Raw genomic sequence first — 25,390 nt, forward strand, 5'->3', positions numbered from 1 at the left:
TATTTCGATAGGCTGAAAACCCAACACGCCCGCAGGAAGCGGGCTTTTCATCCCTTGCGGGGCGTCTTGGCAGCGGGCATGTGCAAGTAAGCCATCACGCTTTCGGTCAACTCTGTCGCCAGCTTCACCGCTTCCTTGTTGCGCGCCATGACGCCGGCCACCAGCCCCTCGATCAATGCCAGCACGGCAATGTTGGAGCTGGTCAATACCGGATGATCGGCGGGCGCGAACAATACATGGTCAGCGATGGCGGTGAGAGGGGAGGCGGGCGAGTCGGTAATTGCCAGCACCGTGGCGTTGCGCTCGCGAGCAAAGCGAGAAAGCTGGAGGGTGTCCTGGGAGTAGCGCGGCATGGAAATCGCCAGCAGCACGTCTTGCTCGGTGATTGCTGCCAGGCGGTAGGCGGCGTTCTCGTTACCGCCTTCCATGCTGATGGCGCAGGCATCCTTGCAGAACGGCACTAGCGTCGAAGCTGCGAGTCCGGCCATGTAGGCGCTGTTTCCGAAGCCCAGCACATAGATTTTGCGTGCCGAGATCAGCCGGCTGACGAAGGCTTCGAACGCATCGGCTGGATTGTTGCTATCGGTGCTGGCCAAATTGCTGCCGGCACTTTGGATCTGCTCATGCAGGCCGAAGTCGCCGCTGGGCCGCTGGGCCAGCTCGTTGCGGAGTTTGTCTACGGGCGAGACCATTTGCTGCAAGGTGGCCACCAGCTCGGCTTTCATGCCAGTGTAGCCGCCCAGGTCCAGGGCCTTGGCCAGGCGATTGACCGCAGCAGGCGAGGTCGCGGTGGCCTGGGCCATGTCTTCGATGGTCAGGGTCGCCGCTTTCAGCGGGTGGCGCAGAATGTAGTCGGCGACCTTGCGCAACGACGGTGGTAGGTCGAGCAGTTGCTGCGACAACTTGCGCATGACCGGCGAGGCATAGACGGTATTGTTCTTCGATTTGCTCGGCATCCGGCGCAAGCTCCCTGAGTGATTGGCCGTAGTCTATCTCAAGGCATTCCCCGGCCACAGCCGGGGCGCTCGTGCGGACTTACTTGAGGCTGCCGGCAAGAAACTGCTGCAAGCGTTGGGACTGGGGACGTGCGAGCACCTCCTGAGGGGCGCCGCGTTCCAAGGCCACCCCCTGATGCAAGAACAGCACTTGGTTGGAGACCTCCCTGGCAAAGCCCATCTCATGGGTGACCACGACCATGGTGCGGCCTTCCTGAGCCAGGTCCTGCATGACCTTTAGCACCTCGCCGACCAGCTCCGGGTCGAGCGCCGAGGTCGGCTCGTCGAACAGCATGACCTCCGGCTCCATGGCCAGGGCCCGTGCGATCGCCACGCGCTGCTGCTCGCCTCCGGACATGTGTGCTGGGTAGGCGTCACGGCGATGGCTGACGCCGACCTTGTGCAGGTAGTACTCGGCTTTTTCGCGGGCTTGCTTGCGGTTCATGCCCAGGACATGCACAGGGGCTTGCATGACGTTGTCCAGGGTGCTCATGTGCGACCAGAGGTTGAAATGCTGAAAGACCATGCTCAGCCGTGAGCGCAGGCGCTGCAGTTGGCGAGGGTCGGCGGCGCGCAGACCGCCACGGGGGCAGTTGCGCAATCTCAGTTGTTCGCCATTGACCAGGATCTGCCCGGCATTGGGTTGCTCGAGCAAGTTTATGCAGCGTAGGAAGGTGCTCTTGCCGGAGCCGCTGGAGCCGATGATGCTGATCACATCGCCCGCCTTGGCCTGCAGCGAGACGCCTTTGAGCACTTGATGGCTGCCGTAGCTTTTATGCAGGTCCTGAATTTCCAGTTTGTTCATCGATGGGTACTCGTTGTGTCAGTCGCTGAGCAAGCGACCTTGGCGAATGGGCGTGCTACCGGCGACTTTGGCCAGCCACAGACCTGGTTGGGCGAAGCGCAGGCGTTCGCGGGCATAGAGAATGCCGTCAGTGGTGGCCCTGACCACGCTGTGACGATCGCTGAGCGGATCGATCACTTCGAACAACGGGTCCCCGACCTTCACCTGCGCCCCCAGTGGTTGCAGATAGCTGACCACGCCGGGATGTTCGGCATAGGCGTATTGAGCGCCGGCAAAGGGTGTGGCTTGGCAGCAGTGGCTTGGCGCATCGGGCCATTGGCCGCTGATCAGTCCCTGATCGGCGAGGTAGGCAATGATGTGCTCGGCGTTGGCCTGGCAGAGTTCACGTTCGGTATCGGCCATGCCGCGCAACTCCACGGTGGTGGCGATACAGGCCAACGGGATGTTGGCCTGCTCGAAGTGCTTGGACAGCTTCGTCCAAGGCACCGCGCAGGCTTCGTCGAATGCGTTGCCGCCGGCGTCTTCGGCCAACAGCGCCACCTGCACCTCCAGGCGTGCCGCCAGAGCGCGCAGACGTGGCCAGTTCTGCGGCAATGCATACAGCAACATCACCGACTCGAAATCGCAGTGCAGGTCCAGCACCAGATCGGCGTCGCACGCGTGTTGCAGGAGCAAGCGACGAAGACCGTCGAGCTCCGACTGCGCGGGGGGCATGTGCTCGAGAATATCGAGCATGGTGCGGCGAATGATGGCTACGTTGGCCTCGCCGTCCTCGCCCAGCAGGCCCTCCAGACGTTCGACCAGTGCTGTCGTCAGTTCCGGAAAATCGCGGTTGAAGTTCTTGCCGCTGTTGAACTCGAAACGGCCTTGGTGTGTGGCCTGGAACATCTGGCCGATTCCGATCGGATTGGCCAGTGGCACCAGTTCGATCACGCCCTTGAGTTGGCCTTGGGCTTCCAGCTCGGCCAGGCGGGACTTCAAGGCTACCGCCACGCGCATACCCGGCAGTTCGTCCGCGTGCAGCGAGGCCTGGATATAGGCTTTGCGCGGGCCGTTACCGAAGCGGAACAGGCTCAGGGTGCGTTGGGTACCGCAGGCACTCCAAGGCAGGATATGGTCGATTTGCTGCATGGATGCTCCTCAGTGCTTGCGTGGGGCCAGGTAGGTCAACCAGCGGCGTTCGGCCAGCTTGAACAGGCGCACCAGTAGAAAGGTCAGGACTAGGTAGATCAGCCCCGCGGTAATGAAAGCCTCGAACGGCAGGTAGTAGCGCGCATTGAAGGTCTTGGCCGCGCCGGTGATGTCTACCAGCGTGACGATCGACGCCAGGCTGGTGGTCTGCAGCATCATCAGCACTTCGTTACTGTATTGCGGCAGGGACCGGCGCAGGGCCGAGGGCAGCAGGATGCGCCGGTACAGGGCGAGACGCGACATGCCCATGGCACGTGCGGCTTCGACTTCGCCCCGTGGGGTGGCCCTCAGGCTACCGGCCAACAACTCGGCGCTGTAGGCGCTTGTGTTGATGGCGAACGCCAGGCAGGTGCAGAAAGTCGCGCTGGACAGGTATGGCCAGAGCAGGCTCTGACGCACAAGCTCGAACTGAGCCAGGCCGTAGTAGACCAGGAACAACTGCACCAGCATCGGTGTGCCGCGAATCACGTAGGTGAAGAGCCAGGCCGGGAAGCGCAGCAGATATAAGTTCGACACGCGCATCAGCGCCAGCGGGATCGCTAGCGCCAGGCCGCAGGCCAGGGAAACCAGCAGCACTTTCAGGGTCAGCGCGATGCCGCTTAGGTACAACGGTAGGTTCTGCCAGATCAGGTGATAGTCAAGCATGATGCAAACCTTCCCTTCACAGGTCCGCGGCTTTGAAGCCGAACGAGTAACGGTTTTCCACGCTGCGCAGGATCCACAGCGACAGGCTGGTCAGCAGCAGGTAGAGCCCTGCCACGGTGAGAAAGAACGTGAACGGTTCATGGGTCGCATCGGCCGCGTTCTTGGCCTTGAACATCATGTCCTGCAGGCCGATCACGGAGATCAGCGCGGTGGACTTGGTCAGCACCAGCCAGTTGTTGGTGAAGCCCGGCAGCGCCAGGCGCACCAACTGCGGTACGCTGATTCGCCAGAACACCTGCAGGCTGCCCATGCCATAAGCGGCACCCGCTTCGGCCTGGCCCTTGGGTATGGCGAGAAAGGCCCCGCGAAAAGTCTCTGAGAGATAGGCCCCAAAAATGAAGCCCATGGTGCAAACCCCGGCTATGAATGGGTTGATGTCGATGTACTGCTCGTAGCCCAGGACCAGCGCCAAGCGGTTGACCAAGTCCTGGCCGCCATAAAACACCAGCAGAATCAAGACCAGGTCAGGAATGCCGCGCACCACCGTGGTGTAGACCTCGCCCAGTGCTGCCAGCCAGCGCAGCGGCGACAGCCGGCAGGCGGCGCCGATCAGACCAAGGCCGATGGCCAGTGCCATCGCCATCAGGGCCAGGCTGATGCTCAACCACGCGCCATCGAGAATGCTCGATCCATAGCCGTGAAGCATGATGTAAGTCCTCGTTAGCCGGAGCTATTGGCCATAGATGTCGAATGGGAAGTACTTGCTTTGCACCTGCTGGTAGGTCCCATTGGCACGAATGGCTGCGATGGCGGCATTCAATCGCGCCAGATTGGCGTGATCGCCTTTGCGCACGGCGATCCCCGCGCCCCGACCGAAGTAGCGTGGGTCGCTGATGTCCGGGCCGACCAGTGCGAAGCCTTGGCCAGCGGGCGTCTTGATGAAGCTCTCTTCGGTATTGACGATGTCCGCCAGGGTGGCGTCCAGCCGGCCGGCCACCAGATCGAGGAAGGCTTCGTTTTGCGAGGCGTAGCGCAACACCTCCACACCCGCGCTTTCCAGTTGCTCGGTGGCGAAGCGGTCATAGGTAGAGGCACGCTGCACGCCGAGCTTTTTGCCTTTGAGGTCGTGGACCGGATCGGTTATCTGGCTGCCGGCCTTCATCGCGAACTTGCCGGGGGTGTGGTAGTACTTGTCGGTGAAGTCGACCGACTTGAGCCGATCTTCAGTGATCGACATCGACGACAACACGGCGTCGATCTTGCGTACCTTCAATGATGGAATCATCCCGTCGAACTCTTGGATCACCCACTGACATTTGACCTTCATCTGCGCGCACAGGGCGTTGCCGATATCGTAGTCAAAGCCCGCCAGCTCGCCTTCGGGCGTGCGGTAAGCGAAGGGCGGATAAGCCGCCTCGATGCCGATGCGCAGGCTTCCTTCATCGGCCTGAGCCAACGCGCTGCAGGCACACAGCGCCAATGCGCCTAGAAGTCCGGTCTTGTTCATATTCTTGTCTCCGGTGGATAGGGCGTTACCGGCCTGCCTCTTTGCGGGGTGCGGCTCGGTGCGAAGAGAAAATGACACGTTTAATTTCACAAATCAATGATCGTGAAAATAAAAGTATCAGTGCCTGATTGCGCAAAGCGCGCGCCTAAGACTGTCGCGTCTTACCCATCGAGGAGGTTGTGTGGAGAACACTGGGAATCGCATTTCGAGCACCAGTGCAACATCGTACGGACAGGTGCCGATAGATTTCCCGCAGAGCCTAGCGGCCCTGCAAGGCGCTTATTCGCAGCTGTTTATCGCAGACAAGGGACTTGCACACGCTCGCCACGCACGCCAAGGCCGCAAACCCAACGCCGGCCCACAGCGCCAGAAAAGCGCCCTGGGCGGAGTACACCTGGAAGAGTCCCGCCACCAACGCCGCGCCCAATACCTGCCCGAGCATTCGCATCGTGCTCGACAGGCCGCCCGCCCCACCGCTGCGCTGCGGTGCGATCGACGAAATCATGTCGCGCATGTTCGGCGACTGGAAGAACCCGAACCCCGCGCCACATACGGCCATGCGCAAGGCGATGTCCCATGGCGCGGGCGAAGACGGTAGGGTGCAGAGCAGTACCAGGCCGATCCCCAGTATGCCCATGCCCATGGCGGTGAGGGTGCCGGTCGCGTAGCGGTCCGAGAGCCTTCCAGCGATGGGGGCCATGAGCGCGGCCATGGCAGGCCAAGGCGTGATCAGAAATCCGGTCTCGACCTGGGAGAGCCCCCACTGGTGCTGCAACATGAAGGGCAGGGCGACGAACGCCAGGCTCTGCGCCGTGAGCGACGCCGCAGCGCTGGCGGCAGACAGCGCGTAGAGCGGCTGGCGCAGCAGGTCAAGAGCAAGGATCGGCGCGGGATGACCGGCCTGGCGCCGCAGCAATAGGCACAGGCAAAGCCCGGCGAGCACCGCGCTGCCCAGCGTGACGCTCCATGGCCCGCCTTGGGCAAGGCCATTCACGGCATACACCAGGGCAGCAAGAAACAGCGCGCAGAGCCCTGCGGCCATGGCATCGAATGCCCGCGCGCTGGTAGGGGTGGGCGGCAGCGAGCGCAGGCCGAGAAACACGCCGACCAAGCCCACCGGGACATTGATCAGGAACAGCCAGTGCCAGCTGGCAAGGCTCAGGATCAGTGAAGCCACGCTCGGTCCGGCAGCCAGCGAGGCGCCCACGACCAGCGCATTGACCCCCATGCCGCGCCCGAGCATGTGATTGGGAAAGACGAAACGCGTCATCGCCACACCCACACCCAGGATCCCGGCGGCGCTCAAACCTTGTACCAGGCGACCGACCAGCAGCCACTCGAACGACGGGGCCAGGCCACACAGCAGCGACGCCAGGATGAACAGCACCAGGCCCGCCATGGAGATGCGCCGGTAGCCGACGATGTCTCCCAGCGAAGCCAGTGGCAGCAGGGCGGCGATCATCGCCAGGTGATAGATGCTCACCACCCAAATCGATTGGGCGTCGGTGGTGCCCAGGTCGGCGGCGATGGTCGGCAAGGCCGTGTTGGCGATCGCCGTTTCCAGGTTGGCCATGGCGATGTTGAGCATGATCGCGATGACGGCGATGAGCCTTTGAGGTTTGGGCACCCCTTCGCCGGGGGGCGGCAGGATGGTCTGCTTGAAGGCGAACACGGCGAGACTCATGGCAGGGACTGAACGAGGGAGGCGGCAAGGCGCCTGGCACATACTAGGAAATGTCATCCGGCGCTTGAAATTAAATATCGGCATCGTTCGCAGTGGGATTTCGAATCCCTGGGCCTGCAACCTCGGAAATCATGCTCCTTCGGCTCAGCATAGGAAGAGGAGTGCCGGGTCTCATTCCAGCGAGCTAATGTCTCTCTTTACCCGTTTCAAGTGACCTTCTACATAGAACGCAGCGGCCTGCTCGTCGCCGGTCACGATGGCTTCGTAAATCAGCCGATGCTCGGCGGCATACAGCTGGATGCGCTCGGCATCGTAGATCCCGTCGTCACGCAATCGATTCCAGAGGGGTTGAGCCATGGTCTGCTCGATTTCATCGGCCATTTTGGCGATCAGGGCATCGCCGGTCATCAGCGCAAGGCGGTGATGAAACTTGCGGTCGCATTCGCTCCAGAGCGCTTGCTGGTGCACATCGGTGATGTCTTTCACTTCCGCCATTTGCGCCAGATACCGTTCTGCCAGCGGATCCCGCGTGGCTTTGCGCGCCGCCAGCCGAGCAATCGCAGGTTCCAGCAAGAGCCTGACTTCCAGAGCACTGATGGGGCTGTAGTCGGCTTCTGGCGCAGGCGAGGGTAAATGAGGTGGGGTGCCATCCTGAGCGAGTACATAGGTTCCCGAGCCATGCCGGGTAATGACCAAGCCTTCGTTCTGCAGGGCGCCAATAGCTTCGCGTACTGCGGGCCTGCTGACCTTGAGCCGAGTGGCCAGGTCCCGCTCGGAGGGCAGTCTGGAGCCGGCCGCATAGGTGCTGTCGGCGATGCTCTGTCTGATCTGGTCGGCGACCTGTTCATAGATTTGCTTGGGGCGGAATGCTGGCTGGGTGAGGCTTTGGTCTGTCGACATGACCACTGACCTTTGAAGAGAAAGACGTGCGGAGTATACGTCCGGTCTGGCGTAGAGGCTAACCACTTATGGGGCTTGTACAGATAAGTGGTTTTGTTTTTTACCTGTTCTTACATTTTTCGGCGATAACATCGTTGCCAGTTGGGTGATGTGGGCATAGGATCCAGCAGGAATTGGGCGCTTTTAAGACCGGTTGTTGCGCTGCATGACGGTCTGTTCCAGCCGGATACTATCGCTGTACTCATAGTGGTAATTTTTTTTAGCCACATGATTCCACCTCAACCCCATCCCAACGCAGAGTCATCCTCTGCGTCCACGTCATTGCCCCAGGGAGTCAGACTCGTGCGTGATGCTTCCACCCCCCAGCAAACCATCATGGTTTGCGATCAAGCCCAAACCGCTGCCTTGCTGGACTTCACCGAACTGATCGAAGCCATCGCCCGAGCGGCCCGGGAGCTGGACACCGGTACGCTTCTGAGTCCAGAACGCATGGTCGTGCCGCTCGGGGAGGGTGGGGTATTGCTCAGCATGCCTGCCACCGCGCAGGACATCGCTATCCACAAGCTGGTCAATGTGTTGCCGGGCAACGCCCAGCGCAATCTGCCAACCATCAACGGGGTCGTCACGGTTTGCGATGCCGCCACCGGCAAGGTTGTCTGCCTGCTGGACGGCCCGGAAGTGACTGGGCGCCGCACGGCCGCCGTAACGATGCTGGCCATTCGTACCTTTCTTGAGCATGCGCCGCGTGACATCCTGCTGGTGGGCACTGGCGCTCAGTCGCGCTACCACGTCCAGGCCATTCATGCGCTGTATCCTGATGCGAACATCTGGGTGCGTGGTCGCGACCTGTCGTCAGCCGTCACATTTTGTGATCGCAACCGCGAGCTTCATCGACACCTCGAAGGGGTCGGCAGCAGCGCGCCAGAGGTCGATGTTGTCATTACCGCCACTACCAGCACCGAGCCTGTCTATGACGAGCCGGGCAGGGGCGGGTGCTTGGTCGTCGGGGTGGGCGCCTTCAAGCCAGAGATGGCTGAGATCGGCAAGGTGACCCTGGACTCCAGCGCCATCTACGTCGACGAACCTGAGGGCGCCCGGCACGAGGCAGGTGATCTGCTGCGTGCGGGTGTCGATGGCTCCAAGGTCACGTCGCTGGCCAGTGCACTCAAGGATGGCGTCGACAGGTCTCGGCCTGCCGTGTTCAAGAGTGTAGGAACCGCCGCCTGGGATTTGGCCGCCGCCCGCGTGGTCCTCGCTGCCCTGGCCAACCATCCTGTGTGATCGCATTCAAGGAGACGCATCCATGCAAATCACCCGCAGCATCAGCACCGTCGAAGTCCACACCGGTGGCGAGCCGTTCCGTATCGTGACATCCGGGCTGCCGCGCATGCCGGGCAATACCATCGTCGAGCGCCGCGCCTGGTTGCTGGAAAACGCCGATGACATCCGCCAGGCCTTGATGTTCGAGCCTCGCGGTCACGCTGACATGTACGGTGGCTACCTTACCGAGCCGGTTTCGCCCACGGCGGACTTCGGCATCATCTTTCTGCACAACGAGGGTTACAGCGACCACTGTGGTCACGGCACTATCGCACTGGCGACGGCCGCGGTCGAACTGGGCTGGGTCGAGCGTACCGAGCCGGAAACGCGTGTGGGTATCGATGCCCCTTGTGGCTTCATCGAAGCGTTCGTGAAATGGGATGGCAAGCACGCCAACGGCGTACGCTTCATCAACGTGCCGTCGTTTATCTACAAGCGCGATGTGACCGTCACGACCCCAAGCTTCGGTGAGGTCACAGGGGACATCGCCTACGGTGGCGCCTTCTATTTCTACACCAGCGGCGCGCCGCATGGCCTGGAGATCCGCGAGTCCGCGGTGGAGACACTGAAGCAGTTCGGCGCGCAAGTGAAGCAGGCGGCCAACGCTGCATTCGCTGTGGTGCATCCGGACATCCCGGAAATCAACCATATCTACGGCACCATCATCGATGGCGCGCCGCGTTTCGCTGAGTCCACCCAGGCCAACTGTTGCATCTTCGCCGATCGCGAAGTGGACCGCTCGCCGACCGGTTCAGGCACCAGTGGCCGTGTCGCGCAACTCTATCTGCGCGGGCGGCTGGGCAAGGACGAGGTGTTGGTCAACGAGTCGGTGATCGGTTCGGTCTTCACCGCCAAGGTCATCCAGGAAACCACCGTGGGCGACATTCCAGCGGTGATTCCTGAAGTATCGGGCAACGCTTACATCTGTGGGTTTTGCAACTGGATCATCGATGATCGCGATCCGCAGAAGCACGGCTTCCTCGTGCGGTAATGAGAGGGGCAAGAGGTCGCTTTGTGGGAGCACCGCTCTTGCCTCCACATGGGTGTTGCTTTCTAGGTCTAAAGTCTGTCGAATTATGACTTGGACGGTCTTGGTGGGGGAGGCATAGGATGACGGCCACTGGAGTTCACAACTGACTCCCCTCATCAGGAAAGACATCAATGAGCCTCAAATCGCTTATCGCCAACCCACTGGGCTTCGGCACCGCGCCGCTTGGCAACATGTTCCGCAACGTACCCCAAGACGAGGTGCAAGCCACCGTCGATGCCGCCTGGAACAACGGCGTGCGTTACTTCGATACCGCGCCGTTCTACGGCGCCGGTCTCTCCGAGTCGCGTCTGGGCGATGCCCTGGTCGGTCGTCCACGTGACGAGTACGTGCTCAGCAGCAAGGTCGGCCGGATCATCCTCGACGAACTGGAAGACCCCACCAGCCGCGAGCTGGGCGAGAAGAGCGGCCTGTTCGAACACGGCAACCGCAACCGCATCGTCAACGACTACAGTGCCGATGCCACCCTGCGTTCGATCGAAGACAGCCTGCGCCGCCTGAAGACCGACCGCCTGGACATCGTCTGGATTCACGACATCGCCCAGGACTTCTACGGTGACGAGTGGCTGGAGCGTTTCGAGACGGCCCGCAAAGGCGCCTTCCGCGTCCTCACCCGCCTGCGTGAAGAGGGCGTGATCAAGGCCTGGGGCCTGGGTGTGAACCGCGTCGAACCGATCGAACTGACCCTGGATCTTGACGAGCCGCAACCCGATGGCTTCCTGCTCGCCGGCCGTTACTCGCTGCTCGATCATGACCGCGCTCTGCAACGTGTCATGCCGCAGGCGGTCGAGCAGGGCGTCGGCATCGTCGTCGGCGGCCCCTACAGCTCTGGCGTGACCGCCGGTGGCGAGCACTTCGAGTACCAGAAAGCCACCCCAGCGGTACTGGCCAAGCTCGAGCGTATCCGTGCTGTGGCGCGTGCCCATGGCGTCGAGGTCAAGGCCGCCGCCTTGCAGTTCGCCCTGGCTCACCCGGCTGTGGTCGCGGCCATTCCTGGCTCTACCCGCGTGGCGCACGCCAACGAAGACCATGCCGCGCTGAGCGCAGTGATCCCGGCGGCGTTCTGGAACGACCTGCGCCAACAAGGCCTGATCAACGCCCTGGCACCGGTTCCGGCCGCCTGAGCATGACGGGGCAGGGCTGCGCCGCAGCCCTGTCAACATCCGCGCCGCGCGTGGCCGATGGGGCACGCGCGGCGTTTTCATGCGTTGAGCGTGCCGCGCGTTGTAACTCGTCGTCCTCTCGGTGTGGAGCGTTGTAATGCCAGGATGGCCCGTGCAGGCGCTTCTTTCACAGGGGAAAGCGTGCTTGCGCGCGTGGTAAGGTCCAACGCATCAATCAACGAGGAGCCAACATGGATCTAGGTATCAAGGGCCGCTGGGCCATCGTCTGCGCCGCCAGTCAAGGGTTGGGCAAGGGCTGCGCCGAGGCCCTGGGCGGCGAGGGCGTCAACCTGGTGATCAACGCCCGCACTGCCACCACCCTGGAGCAGGCGGCTGCCGAACTGCGTAGCCGCTTCCCGGGCATCGAAGTCCGCACGGTCGCTGGCGATGTGGCCGAGCCTGCGGTGCGCGAAGCCCTGCTCAGCGCCTGCCCGCAGGTCGATATCCTGGTCAACAACGCCGGTGGCCCACCACCAGGCGATTTCCGGAACTGGGATCGGGAAGACTGGCTCAAGGCCTTGGACGCCAACATGCTCACGCCCATCGAGCTGATCAAGGCCGTGGTCGATGGCATGGCCGAGCGCGGTTTTGGACGGGTGGTGAACATCACCTCGGGCGCGGTGAAAGCGCCGATCGATATCCTGGGGCTGTCCAATGGTGCGCGCAGCGGCCTGACCGGTTTCATCGCAGGGCTCGCCCGCCAGCAGCGTCTGGCCGGGCGCAACGTGACCCTGAACAACCTGCTGCCAGGCGCCTTCGACACCGCTCGCCTGCAAAAGACCTTGCAGGCGGCCAGCCAGGTCAGCGGCGACCTGCAGGCAACCACCCAGGCACGTCGCCAGGCAATCCCGGCGGCGCGGTTCGGCGATGCCAAGGAGTTCGGGGCGTACTGCGCCTTCCTGTGCAGCGTCCATGGTGGCTATATCACCGGGCAGAACCTGCTGATCGACGGCGGTGCTTACCCGGGCACTTTCTGACCTAGCACGCCTGGGCGAGGCGGCTGGATCACCCCAGCCGCGTCACCCACTTGCCCGATGCATGGCCTTCCTTGAGTTGGCGCAATGCCCTCGGTAGCGCATCAAAGGCAAAGTCCAGGCGCTGTGGCACTACCAGTCGGCCCTCGGCGACCATTTGCAGCAAACGCTCCCCTTCGACCTTCAACGCCTGGCGATCGAGCAGTCGACCGTGGGCGTGGATGCTGTTGAGCGCGACTTCATGCAACGAGATCGCTGTGCTGAAGGCAGGCAGCGGCGCGGTTTCCTGGCGGTCCTGGATGCATACCAGATGGCCGTAGCCAAGCAGGCAGGCCAGGCTCGCCGCATGCGCGCCGCTGACGGTATCGAACAGGGCATGCAGCGGGCGTTCGCCCAGGGCGGTTTGCAGGTGTGCCTGCCAGTCCTCGGCGCGGTAGTCGAATACACCTATCACGCCCAGTTGCCTGAGGCGGTCATGGTGTTTCTCGCCAGCGGTGGCCCATACGCGCAAACCGCGCTGCACAGCGAGCTGAACAAGGTAGAAGCCCACCGCACCACCCGCGCCCACCACCAGTACATCACGTGAGGCGCCGTCGGCGACTTTGGCCAAGGCTTGCCAGGCCGTGAGCGCCGGGCAGGGGATGGCGGCTGCAGCGGCATCGTCGAGGTTGGCGGGGATGTGCATCACCAGCGTTGCGTCGAGCAGGCAGTACTGGGCAAAGCTGCCATCACGGGACAGCGACTGGTGATAGGCGACACGGGTGCCCAAGGGCAGGTCGATACCTTCGCCGACGGCGGCAACGAGGCCGGCGCCGTCGACGCCGGGCACGGTGCCCTGGCGCCAATCGGCATGGCCCCATTCGCAGATCTTCCAGTCCACCGGGTTCAGGGAGATGGCACGGTTGGCCACCAGTACTTGACCGGGGCCGGGTTTGGGGAGGGGTTTTTCGATGAGCTCAAGGCCGTCCAGGCCGGCGCCCGGGGTCCAGCCCCAGGCTCGATGCGTGGTGGACATGGGGAGTCCTCTTGGGGGAAGAAGGGGGAGGGTAGCGAGGTGTTGCGAGGGGAACAGCAGTGTTAGCGCAAAGGCCTGTTGACCTGCGGTCAACAATGACGAGGGGCCGCTGCGTGGCGGCCCCTTGTGTTCATCTCAGCCCAGGGTCTTGGCCAGGGCTTGCAGGCCACCTTCGTAGATGCCGGTGAACAGGGCGATGGCTTCCTCGTCGCTCACGCCAACCGGGGTGAACTCGCCGAGCCATTCCACCAGGCTGCCCTGGCCGTCGGCCTTGACCCGCAGGGTCGACAGGTAGTCGGTTACCGGGAACGGGCTGGTGAGGATCGAGTAGCTGTAGCTGCGCTGGTGTTCATCGAAGGCCATCAGACGCTCGATGATGGCATTGCCCTCCGGATCTTTCAGCGAGCGTACGCGGCCGCCTTCGCTGGAGAGGCTTTCAGGGATGAATGGCAGCCAGTCGGGCAGGCTGTCGAAGCCGCCGATCAGGGCCCAGACGTGATCAGGGCTGTGTTGGGTTTTCAAGGATGCGTAGGCGTTGGCCATGATGGGATTCTCCAGTTGAATTCAGATAGCGAGGCTGTCGACCACACCGCCGTCGACCCGCAGGGCTGCACCGGTGGTGGCGGAGGAGTAGGGGGATGCGAGGTACACCACCAGGTGGGCGACTTCGTCCACTTCGGCGGCGCGTTGAATGATCGAGCTCGGGCGAGCGGTGCGCACGAAGTTGTCCGCCTCTTCGCGAATGCTGCGGCCGGACACCTTGGCTGCTTCAGCCACCAAGGTGGCAACGCCGTCGGTGAGCGTCGGGCCAGGCAATACCGCGTTGACGGTGACGCCCGTGCCGGCCAGGCGCTTGGCCAGGCCGTGGGAGACGGCGAGGTTGGCGGCCTTGGTCACGCCGTAGTTGATCATGTCGGCCGGGATGGCAATGCCGGATTCGGAGGAAATGAACAGGATCCGCCCCCAGCCTTTGTCGACCATGCCCGGTGCGTAGTGGCGAGCCAGGCGCACGCCGGACAGCACGTTGGTGTCGTAGAAGCGGCTCCACTCGCTGTCGGGGACATCGAAGAAGTCGACGTCATCGTAGATGCCCAGGTTGTTGACCAGGATGTCGGCGCTCGGGTGGGTGTCGAACAGCGTCTGGGCGCCTTCGGCGGTGCCCAGGTCGGCCACCACGCCGTGGACTTTGCCGCGGCCACCTTGGGCGTGCAGCTCGGCCAGGGCGGCGTCGACCGACTTCTGGCTACGGCCGGCGATGACTACGTCGGCGTGGGCGCGGGCCAGGCCGCGGGCGATGGCCAGACCAATACCGCCGGTCGAGCCGCTGATGATGGCGGTACGTCCGCCAAGGTCGATGTTCATGGAATGGCTCCTGTGGATGAGTTGCATCGATGGGAGCCATGCTAGGGCGGTCTGGTAAGACTGTAAAAGACTTAATTCGACTGAGTTAAGACCTATGCGGTCTCTTCTGCCAGCGCCAGCACCCGCTCGCGGAACACGCCCACGATTGGCCGCAGGTCTACCTGGTGCCAGGCTGCCCACAACTGCACGCAGGGGCTGAACCACGGCAGCTTGCGCAGCACGACGGTGGAGCCGGCGCTGGCGGACAGGCTGCTCTGGACCATCGCCAGGCCCAGCCCGGCGGACACCAGCCCGAGCACGCTCAGCGGGTCGTTGGCCTCCAGCGACAGGCGCGGGGTGAAGCCTGCGTCGGCGCAGCGGGCGATGAAATCGTCGCGTTTGTTGATCTGGTCAGGCTGGCCGCCGGTGATGATCCATTCCTGCTCATGCAGGTCGGCGGGCGTGAGTTCGGCCTTGATGGCCAAGGGGTGCCCGGCGGGGATGGCCAGCAGCAGAGGGTCGTCCAGCACGGGGTGGCCACGCAGGTCGGGGTCGGTGCTGGGCGGGGGCTCGCAGACCAGGGCGATGTCCAGGCTGCGCTGGCGCAGGCCTTCGAACTGCTCGCGCGGGGTCATGTTGTACAGGGCGATATGGATGTTCGGACGTTCGCTGCGGATGGCCCGCACCGCGCCGGGCAGCACGCCGGCATGGATGGCGTGGTTGACGTAGCCGATGCACAAGCCGCCTTCCTCGCCCCGGCCCAGTCGCTTGCCCAGCGACTCCAGGCGTTCGGCGTGCTTGAGCAGGCCGCGGGCTTCGGACAGGAAGGTGCGGCCGTCGGCGGTCAGGTACAGGCGCTGATTGCGCCGCTCGAACAGGGCAAGGCCAAGGTTGTCTTCGAGCTGGGCGATCTGCCGGCTCAGGGGGGATTGTGAAATGTGTAGCTGCTCGGCCGCGCGTCCAACGTTCTCGCATTCGGCGACAGCGACGAAGTAGCGCAACTGACGTAGATCTTGCATGAGACCTCCAAGGGAACTGCCCAAAGTTTTACGCGGACAGCTCTGCCTTGGCTAGCCTCCTCAGGTGGGGGAACTACACGGTCTCGCCCACGGCCCTGGCGGCGACCTTGCCGCGTCCGCCCAGCCAGACCAGCAGCAGGCCGCCTGCCGCCAGCATGCCGCCGGCGACCGGTACCGCGGCGTAGCCCAGGTCCAGGCTGATGACCGCGCCACCCAGCGCTGCCCCCACCGCATTGCCGAGGTTGAAGGCGCCCACGTTGATCGACGAGGCCAGGCCCGGAGCCTCGCTGGCGGCGATCATCACGCGCATTTGCAGCGGCGGTACCACGGCGAAGGTGAATATGCCCCAGACCAGCAAGGCCAGCGCCGCGCCGACGTGGGAACCCAGCACGAACGGCATCAGCACCATGATCAGCGCCAGTACGCCGAGGAAGAGACGTGCCGAGCCGTCCAGCGACCAGTCGGCCAGGCGACCGCCGAGGCTGTTGCCCAGGGTGAAGCCCACACCGATCAGCACCAGGCCCAGGGTGACGAAGCGGTCCGAAGCGCCAGTGAGGTCCGCCAGCACCGGGGCGACGTAGGTGTACAGGGTGAACATCGCGCCAGCACCGAGCACCGTGGTGGCCATGGCCAGCAGCACGTTCGGCCGGGCGATCACTGCGAGCTCCCGACGCACATCGGGCACGCTGCCGCGCTCGCCCTTGGGCAGGGCCCACCACAGGGCGGTCATGGCCAGGATGCCAAGCAGCGCAGTGCCGGCGAAGGCTAGACGCCAGCCGACCTGCTGGCCGATCCAGGTGGCGGCGGGGACGCCGCCGATATTGGCGATGGTCAGACCCATGAACATGGTGGCGATGGCGCTGGCCTGCTTGTCGCGAGGCACGACGCTGGCGGCCACCACCGCACCCAGGCCGAAGAAGGCGCCGTGGTTGAGGCTGGTGACCAGGCGCGAGGCGAGCAGCGTGCCGTAGCCCGGCGCCAGGGCCGACAGCAGGTTGCCCACGGTGAAGATGGCCATCAGCGCGATCAGTGCGCCGCGCTTGCCAAAGCGGCTGAACAGCAAGGTCATGATCGGTGCGCCGACCATCACGCCGACGGCGTAGGCGGTCACCAGCATGCCGGCGCTGGGGATGCTGACATCGATGCCTTCGGCGATCACCGGCAGCAGGCCCATGGGGGTGAATTCGGTGGTACCGATACCAAAGGCCCCGATGGCCAGGGCGAACAGGACGTGTCCGGGTTTCATTGCAAAGGCTCCTGGGGGCGAAGTGTGTGAAGGTGAGGCGCAGTATGGCAACGGCCGGCAGGCCGATTAAGTCACGACTGCGCCAAGGACTTTTGATTTGAAATCAACGATCGCCTGGGCGGCGATCAGTGGATGGCCACCGGATTGATGTTGACCTGGGTCGAGCCCTTGTACAGCGGCTGGCCCAGCACGAAGAGGAACTCGAAGGCCTTGTCGCGCACCAAGGCGCGGGTGTCGATCAGCTCCAAGTTGTAGATACCGCGCTTGGCCAGCATGAACTGGTTGACCGGAAACTCTTCGCCTGTGGGGTTGGGGTAGACCTCCGAGGCCCAGGTGTCACCGCCAAAGGCGACGATGCCCTGGTCGGCGAGCCACTGGGCTGCTGGCAGGTCGATGCCGGGCTCGGTAGCGAGGAACTGCTGGTTGTCCTTGCCGATCAGCTCCAGCCAGCCGGTGTTGAACAGCACCACATCGCCCTTGCGCAGGGTGATGCCTTGTTTCTTCAGCACAGCCTTGATGTCGTTCACGGTGAACGATGTGCCACCCGGCACGATGGCCTTGCCGTAGTAGGCGGTCATGTCCAGCACCACGCCGCGGGTCACCATGGGCGGTACTTTCTCCACGCCGAGCTTGGTGACGCCCTCGACGGTGACGAAGTCCGCTGCCTTGTTGCCGTTGTAGTAGACGTTGTCGATACCGATATGGCCGATGCCGTTGAGCTGGGTGCCGACGCCGGTCCAGCCGTTGACCAGTTCATCGTTGAAGCTGAACTTGTTCTTGCCCAGCGTCTGGCCGGCCTGTTCGCCGGGCTGGATGTTGTAGAGGTGGAAGCTGCGATGGCGGAAGGCGGGCAGGTCCTTGCTCACAGGCACGGCCAAGGGGTAGGTCTTGCCGGTCTTGACCAGACCCACGGCCTGTTTGACCACCTCGGGGGTCAGCAGGTTGGCGGCGCCGATTTCGTCCTGCTTGCCATAAGGCGAATCCTGCCAGTCGGCTGCCAGGGTGGCCTGGGCGGTGGTGGCCAGGGCGGCGGCCAGAAGCAGGGGCTTGAAGTAGTTCATCCGGATTCTCCTGATCGGGAAGTGATGTCAGGGACGGATTCTGGGCGGGTGCAGGGGGGAGAAAAAGCAGCGGGCGGGACAATGACTTTTGCGTACGGGTCAAGGAGCGAAGCCTCAGTCGCAGGTGAGCCCGCTCCGCAGCGATCAAGCGCAACCGATCCAAATGCCTTTAACATGGTTGCGGATCGGCCCCTTCGTTGAAAGAGACCTGTATGGAGTTACGTCAGCTTCGCTATTTCCTGAGTGTCCTGGAGTACGGCAGCCTGGGCAGGGCTGCAATCGAGCTCGGGGTCGGCGCCTCCGCCTTGAGCCAGCAACTGTCGAAGCTGGAGAGCGAGGTGAGTACCCGGCTTTTGACACGTTCGAGCACGGGCGTCTCGCCGACGGCGGCGGGCCTGGCCTTCGAGTACCACGCACGCCTGGCGCTTCGCCAGGCCGAACATGCCGTTCTTGCCGCGCAAAGCGGGCGCATGAGTGGCTATGCCAGCGTGGGGCTGGCGCCGACCACCGCCTCGATTCTCGGTCTGGCCTTGATCGACAGGATGCGCGAACGCTATCCCGATATCCGTCTGCATCTGGTGGAAATGCTCTCTGGCTACCTGATGAACCAACTCAATGCCAGACACCTCGACTTGGCAGTACTGTTCCAAGCGGAGTCGGGGCCACGCCTGGATGTCCGGCCGCTTCTGAACGAGCGGCTGTTCGTTCTGGTTCCCGCCCCGTTGGTCAAGGCCGATTGGGGCGAGTCCCTCACGCTGGAACAGATCGCGACGCTTGCATTGGTGATGCCCAGCACACAGCATGGCCTGCGCACGACACTGCGTTCGATCTTCGAGGGGGCCGGGCTGGAGGCCAACATCGTCATGGAAATCGATGGCCTGTCGCTGTTGATGGATTGTGTCTGTGCAGGTCACGCCGCCACCATCCAGCCCGGCGCGACGGTGGCCCGGGCGCACCAGGCGGGCTTGCGAGTGTTCGCCATCGATGAGGCTCAGGCGCAGCGGCGCAACGTGATCGTCAGCCTCACCGATGACGAACTTTCGCCAGCGGCGTTGGCGACCCGGATCGTTCTGCAGGAGCTCGCACGGGAGCTGGTGGAGCAGGGGCGATGGCCGGGCGCCCGGTTACTTTGAGCCTGGGCACGCCATTGCCGCCCAGGACCGTTTAGCAAAACTGAATGCCTCCCCTCGGCGATCGCGTTTCGCCGTCCATGCCCGCTCATTAGAGTCCCCGGTCACGAGGAGCACCCGAACAGTCGGCTCCTCGTGATCTGGAGGCGAAATGATCGATGTGCTTGTCATCGGAGGGGGCAATGCCGCCCTCTGTGCCGCGCTGATGGCGCGGGAGGCCGGAGCCAGCGTGATGCTGCTCGAAGCGGCCCCACGTGCCTGGCGGGGCGGCAATTCCCAACATACCCGCAACCTGCGCTGCATGCATGATGGGCCGCAGGACGTGCTGGTCGAGTCATACCCGGAAGAAGAGTTCTGGCAGGACCTGCTCAAGGTCACCGGTGGCCAGACCGACGAAACGCTCGCGCGTTTGGTGATTCGCGCGTCCTCCAATTGCCGCGACTGGATGCGCCGCCATGGTGTGCACTTCCAGCCGTCGTTATCCGGTGCGCTGCATACCGCTCGAACCAACGCGTTCTTCATGGGCGGTGGCAAGGCGCTGGTCAATGCGTACTTTCGCAGTGCCGAGCATCTGGGCGTACAGATTCGCTACGACACCCCCGTCGCCGACATCGAACTGCACAACGGACGCTTCGTTGCCGCGCACGTGCCGGCGCGTGAAGTCCAAGGCCGACACTTGCCCGCCGAACGCATCGAGGCGCGCAGTTGTGTGCTCGCCGCCGGAGGTTTCGAGTCCAACCGCCAGTGGTTGCGCGAGGCCTGGGGACAGAACGAACGAGGGGAGTGGCCTTCGGACAATTTCCTGATTCGCGGTACGCGTTTCAACGATGGGGTGCTGTTGCGCCGCATGATCGAACACGGCGCCGACACGATCGGCGACCCGACACAGGCGCACATGGTGGCGATCGATGCCCGTGCGCCGCTGTACGACGGCGGCATCTGTACGCGCATCGATTGTGTGTCGCTGGGCGTGGTGGTCAATCGCGACGGTCAGCGTTTCTATGATGAAGGTGAAGACTTCTGGCCCAAGCGTTATGCCATCTGGGGACGGCTGGTGGCCCAACAGCCCGGGCAAGTGGGCTTCTCGATCATCGACCAGAAAGCCCTTGGCCGCTTCATGCCCCCGGTCTTCCCGGGGGCTACCGCCGATAGCCTGGAAGCCCTGGCCGGCCTGCTCGGCTTGCCCGTGCAGCCCTTCGTCGACACCGTGCGGGCCTACAACCGAGCCTGCCAGGCGGGCACCTTCGACCACACCCGGTTGGACGACTGCCACACCCTGGGCCTGGAGCCTGTGAAGAGCCACTGGGCACGACCGATCGATACCCCTCCTTACTACGGCTACCCGCTGCGTCCTGGCGTCACTTTCACCTACCTGGGGCTGCGCACTGACGAAACCGCCGCGGTCCATTTCGCTGGACGGCCCAGCCCGAACCTGTTCGTCGCCGGCGAAATGATGGCGGGCAATGTGCTCGGCAAGGGCTACACCGCGGGTGTCGGCATGTCCATCGGCACTGCCTTCGGCCGCATCGCCGGGACCAGCGCCGCGGCGGCTGCCGGCCATGTATATCCAGAACAAGAGAATCGCCATGACCGCACAACTGCCTGAACCCCGCCAACCTGATGCCGAGCAGCCAGCCCTCGCCCTGATCCCAGTGTTGAACCTTGAGGAGCAGGAAGTGGACCGGCAGATGCGGATCTGCAATGCCTGCCGATACTGCGAGGGCTTCTGCGCCGTGTTCCCGGCCATGACCCGCAGGCTGGAGTTCGGCAAGGCCGATATCCATTACCTGGCCAACCTGTGCCACAACTGCGGCGCTTGCCTGCACGCCTGTCAGTATGCCCAGCCCCACGAGTTCGCCGTCAACGTGCCCCAAGCCATGGCCAAGGTGCGCGGGCAGACCTACGCCGAATACGCCTGGCCGAGCCTCTTCGGGCGGCTGTATCGGCACAACGGCACCTATGTCGCCAGTGCCTTGGCAGTGGCCTTGTCGCTGTTTTTGCTGCTGGCATTGTGGGCCAACGGTACGCTGTTGCCCGGGCGGTTGGCGGGGAATTTCTATGCGGTCTTCCCGCACAACACCTTGGCGTTGATGTTCGGCAGTGTCTTTGCCGCCGCAGGTGTGGCGCTGGCGGTGGCGGTGCGTCGTTTCTGGCGCTCGGTCTCGCCTGCCCAGGCCCAGGCGCAACCGGCCAAGGGAGCGGTGCTCGAGGCCTCGAGCGCGGCGCTGACCCTGAAGTATCTGGACGGTGGGCATGGCCAGGGCTGCAACAACGCCGATGATCGCTACACCCTCTGGCGCCGGCGCTTCCATCACTTCACCTTCTACGGCTTCCTGTTGTGCTTCGCTGCCACAGCGGTCGCCACCGGCTACCACTACCTGTTGGGCTACCCGGCGCCGTATCCGCTGCTGAGCGCACCGGTGTTGCTGGGGACCTTGGGTGGGCTTGGCTTGGTCGTCGGGCCAGCCGGGTTACTGGCGCTGAACCTGCGCCGGGCGCCGGAGCAGGGCGATGTGGCCCAGCGGCCCATGGACCGGGCGTTCATCCTGCTGCTCTTGCTGGTCAGCGTCACGGGCCTTGCCCTGCTGGGCCTGCGCGACACCGCCGCGATGGCGATCCTGCTGGCGATCCATTTGGGCACGGTCATGGCGCTGTTCATCACGCTGCCTTACGGCAAGTTCGCCCATGGCCTGTTCCGCAGCGCGGCACTGCTCAAGTTCGCGATCGAAAAGCGCCGCCCCAATGACCTGGGTCTGGGAGGGGAGTGAGCCATGGATGCAGCCGGTTTCTCACCTGCACCGTTTTGCGCGTCTCGCTCACCGGTTGGGCCATTTGTCCAACAGGATCGACACGAACTTCTCCGCCGCCGGCGACAGCGATGCCCCGCGTCGGTAGACCAGCCCCAGGGTGCGGGTCACCTGGGGTTCGATCAGCGGCACGCTGACCAGCGTCGGATGATCGGCGCTGGGCATGGCCAGGCTGGGCATGGCCGAAACACCCAGCCCGGCCTCGACCATGCCCAGCGAGGTGGACAGGTGCTGGACCTCATAGAACCACTTGGGCCGCAGGTTGAGCCCGGACAGGGCATGGTCCAGCAGCATCCGGTTGCCGCTCAGCCGGCCCACGCCGATCAGTCGGTAGTCGGCCAGTTCCGTCCAGGTCACCGCGTCGCGGTTCGCCAGCTTGTGGTCCCGACGGCAGGCCAGGACAAAATGCTCCTGCACCAGGGAGACGAATTCGATGTCCGGGTGCTGGCCGCTCATCATGTTGATGCCGAAGTCGGCCTCGCCGCGCAGCACGGCCTCGAGCCCGTCGTTGGCGCTGAGGTCGAGCAGGCGGATGCGGATCTTGGGGTACTGCTCGTTGTAGTCGCGGATCACCGACGGCAGGAAATAAAACGCCGCAGTCGGGATGCAGGCGAGGGTGACCTGGCCGGTCTGTCGTTCGGCGAGTTCGCGAATGCTCAGGATCGAATCCTCGAAGTCATCCAGCAGGCGCCTGGCTTTGGGCAGAAAGTCCCGCCCGACACTGGTCAAGCTGACGCGGCGGGTCGTGCGCTCCAGCAGGGAGGTGCCCAATCCTTCCTCGAGCTTTTTTATCCGCCGACTCAGGGCGGGTTGGGACAGGTGCAGCGCTTCCGCTGCTTCATGGAAACTGCCCAGTTCGGCGATTTTCACGAAAGATCGTATGTCTTGCAGCTCGTATTCCATCTCGGATCGCTCTTTGGCCCTGGCTTTGGATTGATTCATCAATCGCAATAATGGCTACGATATTTGCATTGGATTGATTTATCCATCCCTGTCAATCTTGTGTCCACAACATCAATGATGTCCATTGATCAACAAGAGTGCGAAATCATGCAACGAATTCCTTGCGTACTCATGCGCGGCGGCACCTCCAAGGGGCCCTTTTTCCATGCATGGGATCTTCCTGCCAATGTGGTCGAACGCGACGAATTGCTGATCAACCTGATGGGTTCCGGGCATGAGCTGGAAATCGACGGAATCGGCGGCGGTAGCCCGCAGACCAGCAAGGTGGCGATCGTCAGCCCCTCGCTGCATGCCGACGCCGATGTCGATTACCTGTTCGTGCAGGTCATGGTCGCCCAGCGCCGGGTCGATACCGCACCCAACTGCGGCAATATGCTCTGCGCCGTTGGCCCGTTCGCCATTGAGCAAGGACTGGTCAAGGCCCAGGATGGCAAGACCTTGGTACGCATCCGTAACTTGAACACCAACACCTTCGTCAATTCGCTGGTGGAAACGCCCGGTGGCATCGTGCGTTACGAAGGCCGCACGGCAATCGACGGCGTACCTGGCACTGCCGCCCCGGTGCACCTGACCTTCCTCGACGCGGTGGGCAGCAAGACTGGCAAGCTGTTCCCCACAGGCCAAGCCCAGGACGTGATCGACGGCGTGCCGGTGACCTGCATCGACATGGCCATGCCGATGATGATCGTCGAGGCCAGCCAGCTGGGCGTGACCGGCTCCGAGACCCCCGCACAGCTGGATGCCGACACCCGCCTGCTGCAACGTCTGGAGGCCTTGCGCCTGAAGGCCGGCAAGGCCATGGGGCTGGGCGATGTCAGCGGCATGGTGATCCCCAAGCCCGTACTGGTTTCTCCGCCCCGCCATGACGGCACGCTGCAAGTGCGCTACTTCATGCCTCACAACTGCCATCGCGCCTTGGCCATCACCGGTGCGATCGGGATGGCGACTGCCTGCGTCAGCCCGGGCACGGTGATCATGGACATGCTTGGCGAACAAGCACAGCACCTGGATGAAGTGCGCCTGGAGCACCCGAGCGGTGGCATCGACGTCGCGCTTTCGCGCAGCGGCGCCGATGGCAAGACACTCCAGGCCTCTGTGGTTAGAACTGCCCGCCGGCTGTTTTCAGGCTTCGTCTACGCCCCAACCTTGCGCAGGCTGGCGGGGTAGGCAGCTGCTTGCATCACATCGCAACCCGCACATCCGCACAATTTCAACAATGGGTGATGCCTCATGAAACTCGCGAAATCACTGTATTTCCAGATCCTCTGCGCCGTCCTGCTGGGCGTGGTGGTCGGTCACTTCTGGGCGCAACAGGCCGTTGCGCTCAAACCACTGGGCGACGCGTTCATCAAACTGATCAAGATGATGATCGCCCCGGTCGTTTTCTGCACCATCGTGACCGGCATCGCCGGCATGACCGACAAGCGCTCGCTGGGTCGGTTGATGAGCAAGACCCTGCTGTTGTTCCTGGGGCTGACGATCGTCAGCCTGATCATCGGCCTGGCTGCGGTGTACCTGTTCCGCCCGGGTGTGGGGATGAACATCGATCCGGCCACCCTCAGCACCGAGGGCCTTGGCCAGTACGCCGCCTCTGCGGCGAAGCTCAGCGTGGTCGATTTCTTCATGCACATCATTCCGGACACCTTCATCGGGGCGTTCAACAAGGGTGAAGTGCTGCCGGTGCTGTTCATCGCGGTGCTCAGCGGTTTTGCCCTGTCGTCCATGGGCGAGAAGGGCAAGCCGGTACTCGATGTGCTGGAGTCGGCCTCGACCATGGTGTTTCGCATCTTCGGCTACCTGATGCGCTTCGCCCCGGTCGGTGCCTTCGGGGCGCTGGCCTTCACGGTTGGGCAGTATGGGGTGACCTCCTTGGGCGCATTGGCCCAGCTGGTCGGCACGCTCTACATCGCCTGCGCATTCTTCGTGCTGGTGGTGCTCGGTGGCATCTGCCGCGCGCACGGCTTCAGCCTGTGGAAGCTGCTGCGTTACTTCCGCGAGGAGTTTCTGGTGGTGCTCGGCACATCGTCCACCGAGCCGGTGCTGCCGCGCATGCTGGAAAAACTCGAGAAGCTGGGGTGCAAGAAAGGTGTGGTGGGGCTGGTGCTGCCGACCGGCTATTCCTTCAACCTCGACGGCACCGCCATCTACCTGTCGCTGGCGGCGGTGTTCATCGCCCAGGCCTGCAACATCGACCTGAGCCTCGGGCAGACGGTGACGATGCTGGCGATCATGCTGTTGTCGTCCAAGGGCGCTGCAGGTGTGACCGGCAGTGGTTTCGTGGCGCTGGCCTCGACCTTGACCGTCATCCACGACATCCCGTTGGCAGGGCTGGCCTTGCTGATCGGCATCGATCGCTTCATGTCCGAAGCGCGGGCCCTGACCAGCCTGGCCAGCAACGCCGTGGCCACCGTGGTCATCTCGCTGTCGGAGAACGCCTGTGAACGGGAAACCTTGCTGCGTCGTCTGAACGGCACCCCGGCTGCACCGGCCGAGACGCAGACTGCGCAGGCCGACTGGTCTGCCGAGCCTCGGCATCACGGCTGAAAGCCTCTTCCACCTCCCATCGTTGACGTAAA

The 25,390-nt window shown here is 63.5% G+C and carries 24 protein-coding genes; 9 read left to right on the forward strand and 15 right to left on the reverse strand.

Features of this window, described 5'->3' with window-relative positions; genetic code table 11:
• Positions 1 to 47: 47 nt before the first annotated feature.
• The 8 genes from DQ397_RS23700 to DQ397_RS23735 form a co-directional block, all read right to left on the reverse strand.
• Positions 48 to 956 (reverse strand): MurR/RpiR family transcriptional regulator, encoded by a 909-nt coding sequence (locus tag DQ397_RS23700; RefSeq protein WP_043208948.1) that lies wholly within the window; start codon positions 954 to 956, stop codon positions 48 to 50.
• Between the two features lie 79 nt (positions 957 to 1,035).
• Positions 1,036 to 1,800, reverse strand: coding sequence for an ABC transporter ATP-binding protein (locus DQ397_RS23705; RefSeq protein ID WP_043208946.1), 765 nt, complete (start codon positions 1,798 to 1,800; stop codon positions 1,036 to 1,038).
• 18 nt (positions 1,801 to 1,818) lie between these two features.
• Entirely contained in the window at positions 1,819 to 2,931 is a 1,113-nt protein-coding gene (locus DQ397_RS23710; RefSeq protein ID WP_043208944.1) for a succinylglutamate desuccinylase/aspartoacylase family protein, read from the reverse strand.
• Positions 2,932 to 2,940: 9 nt separating this feature from the next.
• Positions 2,941 to 3,636: an ABC transporter permease gene (locus DQ397_RS23715; RefSeq protein WP_290446781.1), complete on the reverse strand. Its 696-nt coding sequence runs from the start codon at positions 3,634 to 3,636 to the stop codon at positions 2,941 to 2,943.
• A 16-nt stretch (positions 3,637 to 3,652) separates the two neighbouring features.
• Complete coding sequence (locus DQ397_RS23720; protein ID WP_043208939.1) at positions 3,653 to 4,342, reverse strand: ABC transporter permease; 690 nt, start codon at positions 4,340 to 4,342, stop codon at positions 3,653 to 3,655.
• A 24-nt stretch (positions 4,343 to 4,366) separates the two neighbouring features.
• The gene (locus tag DQ397_RS23725) at positions 4,367 to 5,143 is read right to left on the reverse strand and encodes an ABC transporter substrate-binding protein (RefSeq protein ID WP_043208937.1); all 777 of its coding nucleotides are present in this window, start codon (positions 5,141 to 5,143) and stop codon (positions 4,367 to 4,369) included.
• 259 nt (positions 5,144 to 5,402) lie between these two features.
• Positions 5,403 to 6,827, reverse strand: a complete 1,425-nt coding sequence (locus DQ397_RS23730; protein WP_238556599.1) for an MFS transporter — start codon at positions 6,825 to 6,827, stop codon at positions 5,403 to 5,405.
• A 171-nt stretch (positions 6,828 to 6,998) separates the two neighbouring features.
• The gene (locus tag DQ397_RS23735) at positions 6,999 to 7,727 is read right to left on the reverse strand and encodes a FadR/GntR family transcriptional regulator (protein WP_043208935.1); all 729 of its coding nucleotides are present in this window, start codon (positions 7,725 to 7,727) and stop codon (positions 6,999 to 7,001) included.
• A gap of 342 nt (positions 7,728 to 8,069) precedes the next feature.
• Between DQ397_RS23735 and lhpI the strand changes: the two genes are divergently transcribed.
• The 4 genes from lhpI (at position 8,070) to DQ397_RS23755 (ending at position 12,235) form a co-directional block, all read left to right on the forward strand.
• The gene (lhpI, locus tag DQ397_RS23740; protein WP_238556598.1) at positions 8,070 to 9,008 is read left to right on the forward strand and encodes a bifunctional Delta(1)-pyrroline-2-carboxylate/Delta(1)-piperideine-2-carboxylate reductase; all 939 of its coding nucleotides are present in this window, start codon (positions 8,070 to 8,072) and stop codon (positions 9,006 to 9,008) included.
• Between the two features lie 22 nt (positions 9,009 to 9,030).
• Positions 9,031 to 10,038, forward strand: coding sequence for a trans-3-hydroxy-L-proline dehydratase (gene lhpH, locus DQ397_RS23745; protein WP_043208933.1), 1,008 nt, complete (start codon positions 9,031 to 9,033; stop codon positions 10,036 to 10,038).
• A gap of 170 nt (positions 10,039 to 10,208) precedes the next feature.
• Positions 10,209 to 11,219, forward strand: coding sequence for an aldo/keto reductase (locus DQ397_RS23750; RefSeq protein ID WP_043208931.1), 1,011 nt, complete (start codon positions 10,209 to 10,211; stop codon positions 11,217 to 11,219).
• 230 nt (positions 11,220 to 11,449) lie between these two features.
• Positions 11,450 to 12,235 carry an SDR family oxidoreductase gene (locus DQ397_RS23755; RefSeq protein ID WP_043208929.1) on the forward strand — a complete coding sequence of 262 codons (786 nt, stop codon included), beginning with the start codon at positions 11,450 to 11,452 and terminating at the stop codon, positions 12,233 to 12,235.
• A 28-nt stretch (positions 12,236 to 12,263) separates the two neighbouring features.
• On the opposite strand, the gene DQ397_RS23760 is transcribed toward DQ397_RS23755, so the two are convergent.
• From DQ397_RS23760 to DQ397_RS23785, 6 genes are all read right to left on the reverse strand, one after another.
• Positions 12,264 to 13,247 carry a zinc-binding dehydrogenase gene (locus DQ397_RS23760; RefSeq protein ID WP_043208927.1) on the reverse strand — a complete coding sequence of 328 codons (984 nt, stop codon included), beginning with the start codon at positions 13,245 to 13,247 and terminating at the stop codon, positions 12,264 to 12,266.
• A gap of 135 nt (positions 13,248 to 13,382) precedes the next feature.
• Positions 13,383 to 13,790, reverse strand: coding sequence for an SRPBCC family protein (locus tag DQ397_RS23765; RefSeq protein WP_043208925.1), 408 nt, complete (start codon positions 13,788 to 13,790; stop codon positions 13,383 to 13,385).
• Positions 13,791 to 13,811: 21 nt separating this feature from the next.
• The gene (locus tag DQ397_RS23770) at positions 13,812 to 14,609 is read right to left on the reverse strand and encodes an SDR family NAD(P)-dependent oxidoreductase (RefSeq protein ID WP_043208921.1); all 798 of its coding nucleotides are present in this window, start codon (positions 14,607 to 14,609) and stop codon (positions 13,812 to 13,814) included.
• Between the two features lie 92 nt (positions 14,610 to 14,701).
• Entirely contained in the window at positions 14,702 to 15,607 is a 906-nt protein-coding gene (locus DQ397_RS23775; protein ID WP_043208918.1) for a LysR family transcriptional regulator, read from the reverse strand.
• Positions 15,608 to 15,680: 73 nt separating this feature from the next.
• Positions 15,681 to 16,853, reverse strand: coding sequence for an MFS transporter (locus DQ397_RS23780; RefSeq protein WP_102081505.1), 1,173 nt, complete (start codon positions 16,851 to 16,853; stop codon positions 15,681 to 15,683).
• A gap of 125 nt (positions 16,854 to 16,978) precedes the next feature.
• The gene (locus tag DQ397_RS23785; RefSeq protein ID WP_090344703.1) at positions 16,979 to 17,914 is read right to left on the reverse strand and encodes a cyclase family protein; all 936 of its coding nucleotides are present in this window, start codon (positions 17,912 to 17,914) and stop codon (positions 16,979 to 16,981) included.
• A gap of 212 nt (positions 17,915 to 18,126) precedes the next feature.
• On the opposite strand from DQ397_RS23785, the gene DQ397_RS23790 reads away from it, so the two are divergent.
• From DQ397_RS23790 to tcuB, 3 genes are all read left to right on the forward strand, one after another.
• Complete coding sequence (locus DQ397_RS23790; protein ID WP_043215834.1) at positions 18,127 to 19,047, forward strand: LysR family transcriptional regulator; 921 nt, start codon at positions 18,127 to 18,129, stop codon at positions 19,045 to 19,047.
• A 148-nt stretch (positions 19,048 to 19,195) separates the two neighbouring features.
• Positions 19,196 to 20,650 (forward strand): FAD-dependent tricarballylate dehydrogenase TcuA, encoded by a 1,455-nt coding sequence (tcuA, locus tag DQ397_RS23795; RefSeq protein WP_043215832.1) that lies wholly within the window; start codon positions 19,196 to 19,198, stop codon positions 20,648 to 20,650.
• The gene (tcuB, locus tag DQ397_RS23800; protein ID WP_043215831.1) at positions 20,631 to 21,812 is read left to right on the forward strand and encodes a tricarballylate utilization 4Fe-4S protein TcuB; all 1,182 of its coding nucleotides are present in this window, start codon (positions 20,631 to 20,633) and stop codon (positions 21,810 to 21,812) included. The genes tcuA and tcuB overlap by 20 nt, the downstream gene beginning before the upstream one ends.
• A gap of 48 nt (positions 21,813 to 21,860) precedes the next feature.
• On the opposite strand, the gene DQ397_RS23805 is transcribed toward tcuB, so the two are convergent.
• Positions 21,861 to 22,754 (reverse strand): LysR family transcriptional regulator, encoded by an 894-nt coding sequence (locus tag DQ397_RS23805; protein ID WP_043215830.1) that lies wholly within the window; start codon positions 22,752 to 22,754, stop codon positions 21,861 to 21,863.
• A 147-nt stretch (positions 22,755 to 22,901) separates the two neighbouring features.
• On the opposite strand from DQ397_RS23805, the gene DQ397_RS23810 reads away from it, so the two are divergent.
• Entirely contained in the window at positions 22,902 to 23,981 is a 1,080-nt protein-coding gene (locus DQ397_RS23810) for a 4-oxalomesaconate tautomerase (RefSeq protein ID WP_148921637.1), read from the forward strand.
• A gap of 63 nt (positions 23,982 to 24,044) precedes the next feature.
• Positions 24,045 to 25,358, forward strand: coding sequence for a dicarboxylate/amino acid:cation symporter (locus DQ397_RS23815; RefSeq protein WP_043215619.1), 1,314 nt, complete (start codon positions 24,045 to 24,047; stop codon positions 25,356 to 25,358).
• Positions 25,359 to 25,390: the final 32 nt, after the last annotated feature.

Origin of the sequence: Pseudomonas sp. CK-NBRI-02, assembly GCF_008124495.1 — a bacterium.
GTDB classification, from domain to species: Bacteria; Pseudomonadota; Gammaproteobacteria; order Pseudomonadales; family Pseudomonadaceae; genus Aquipseudomonas; species Aquipseudomonas guariconensis.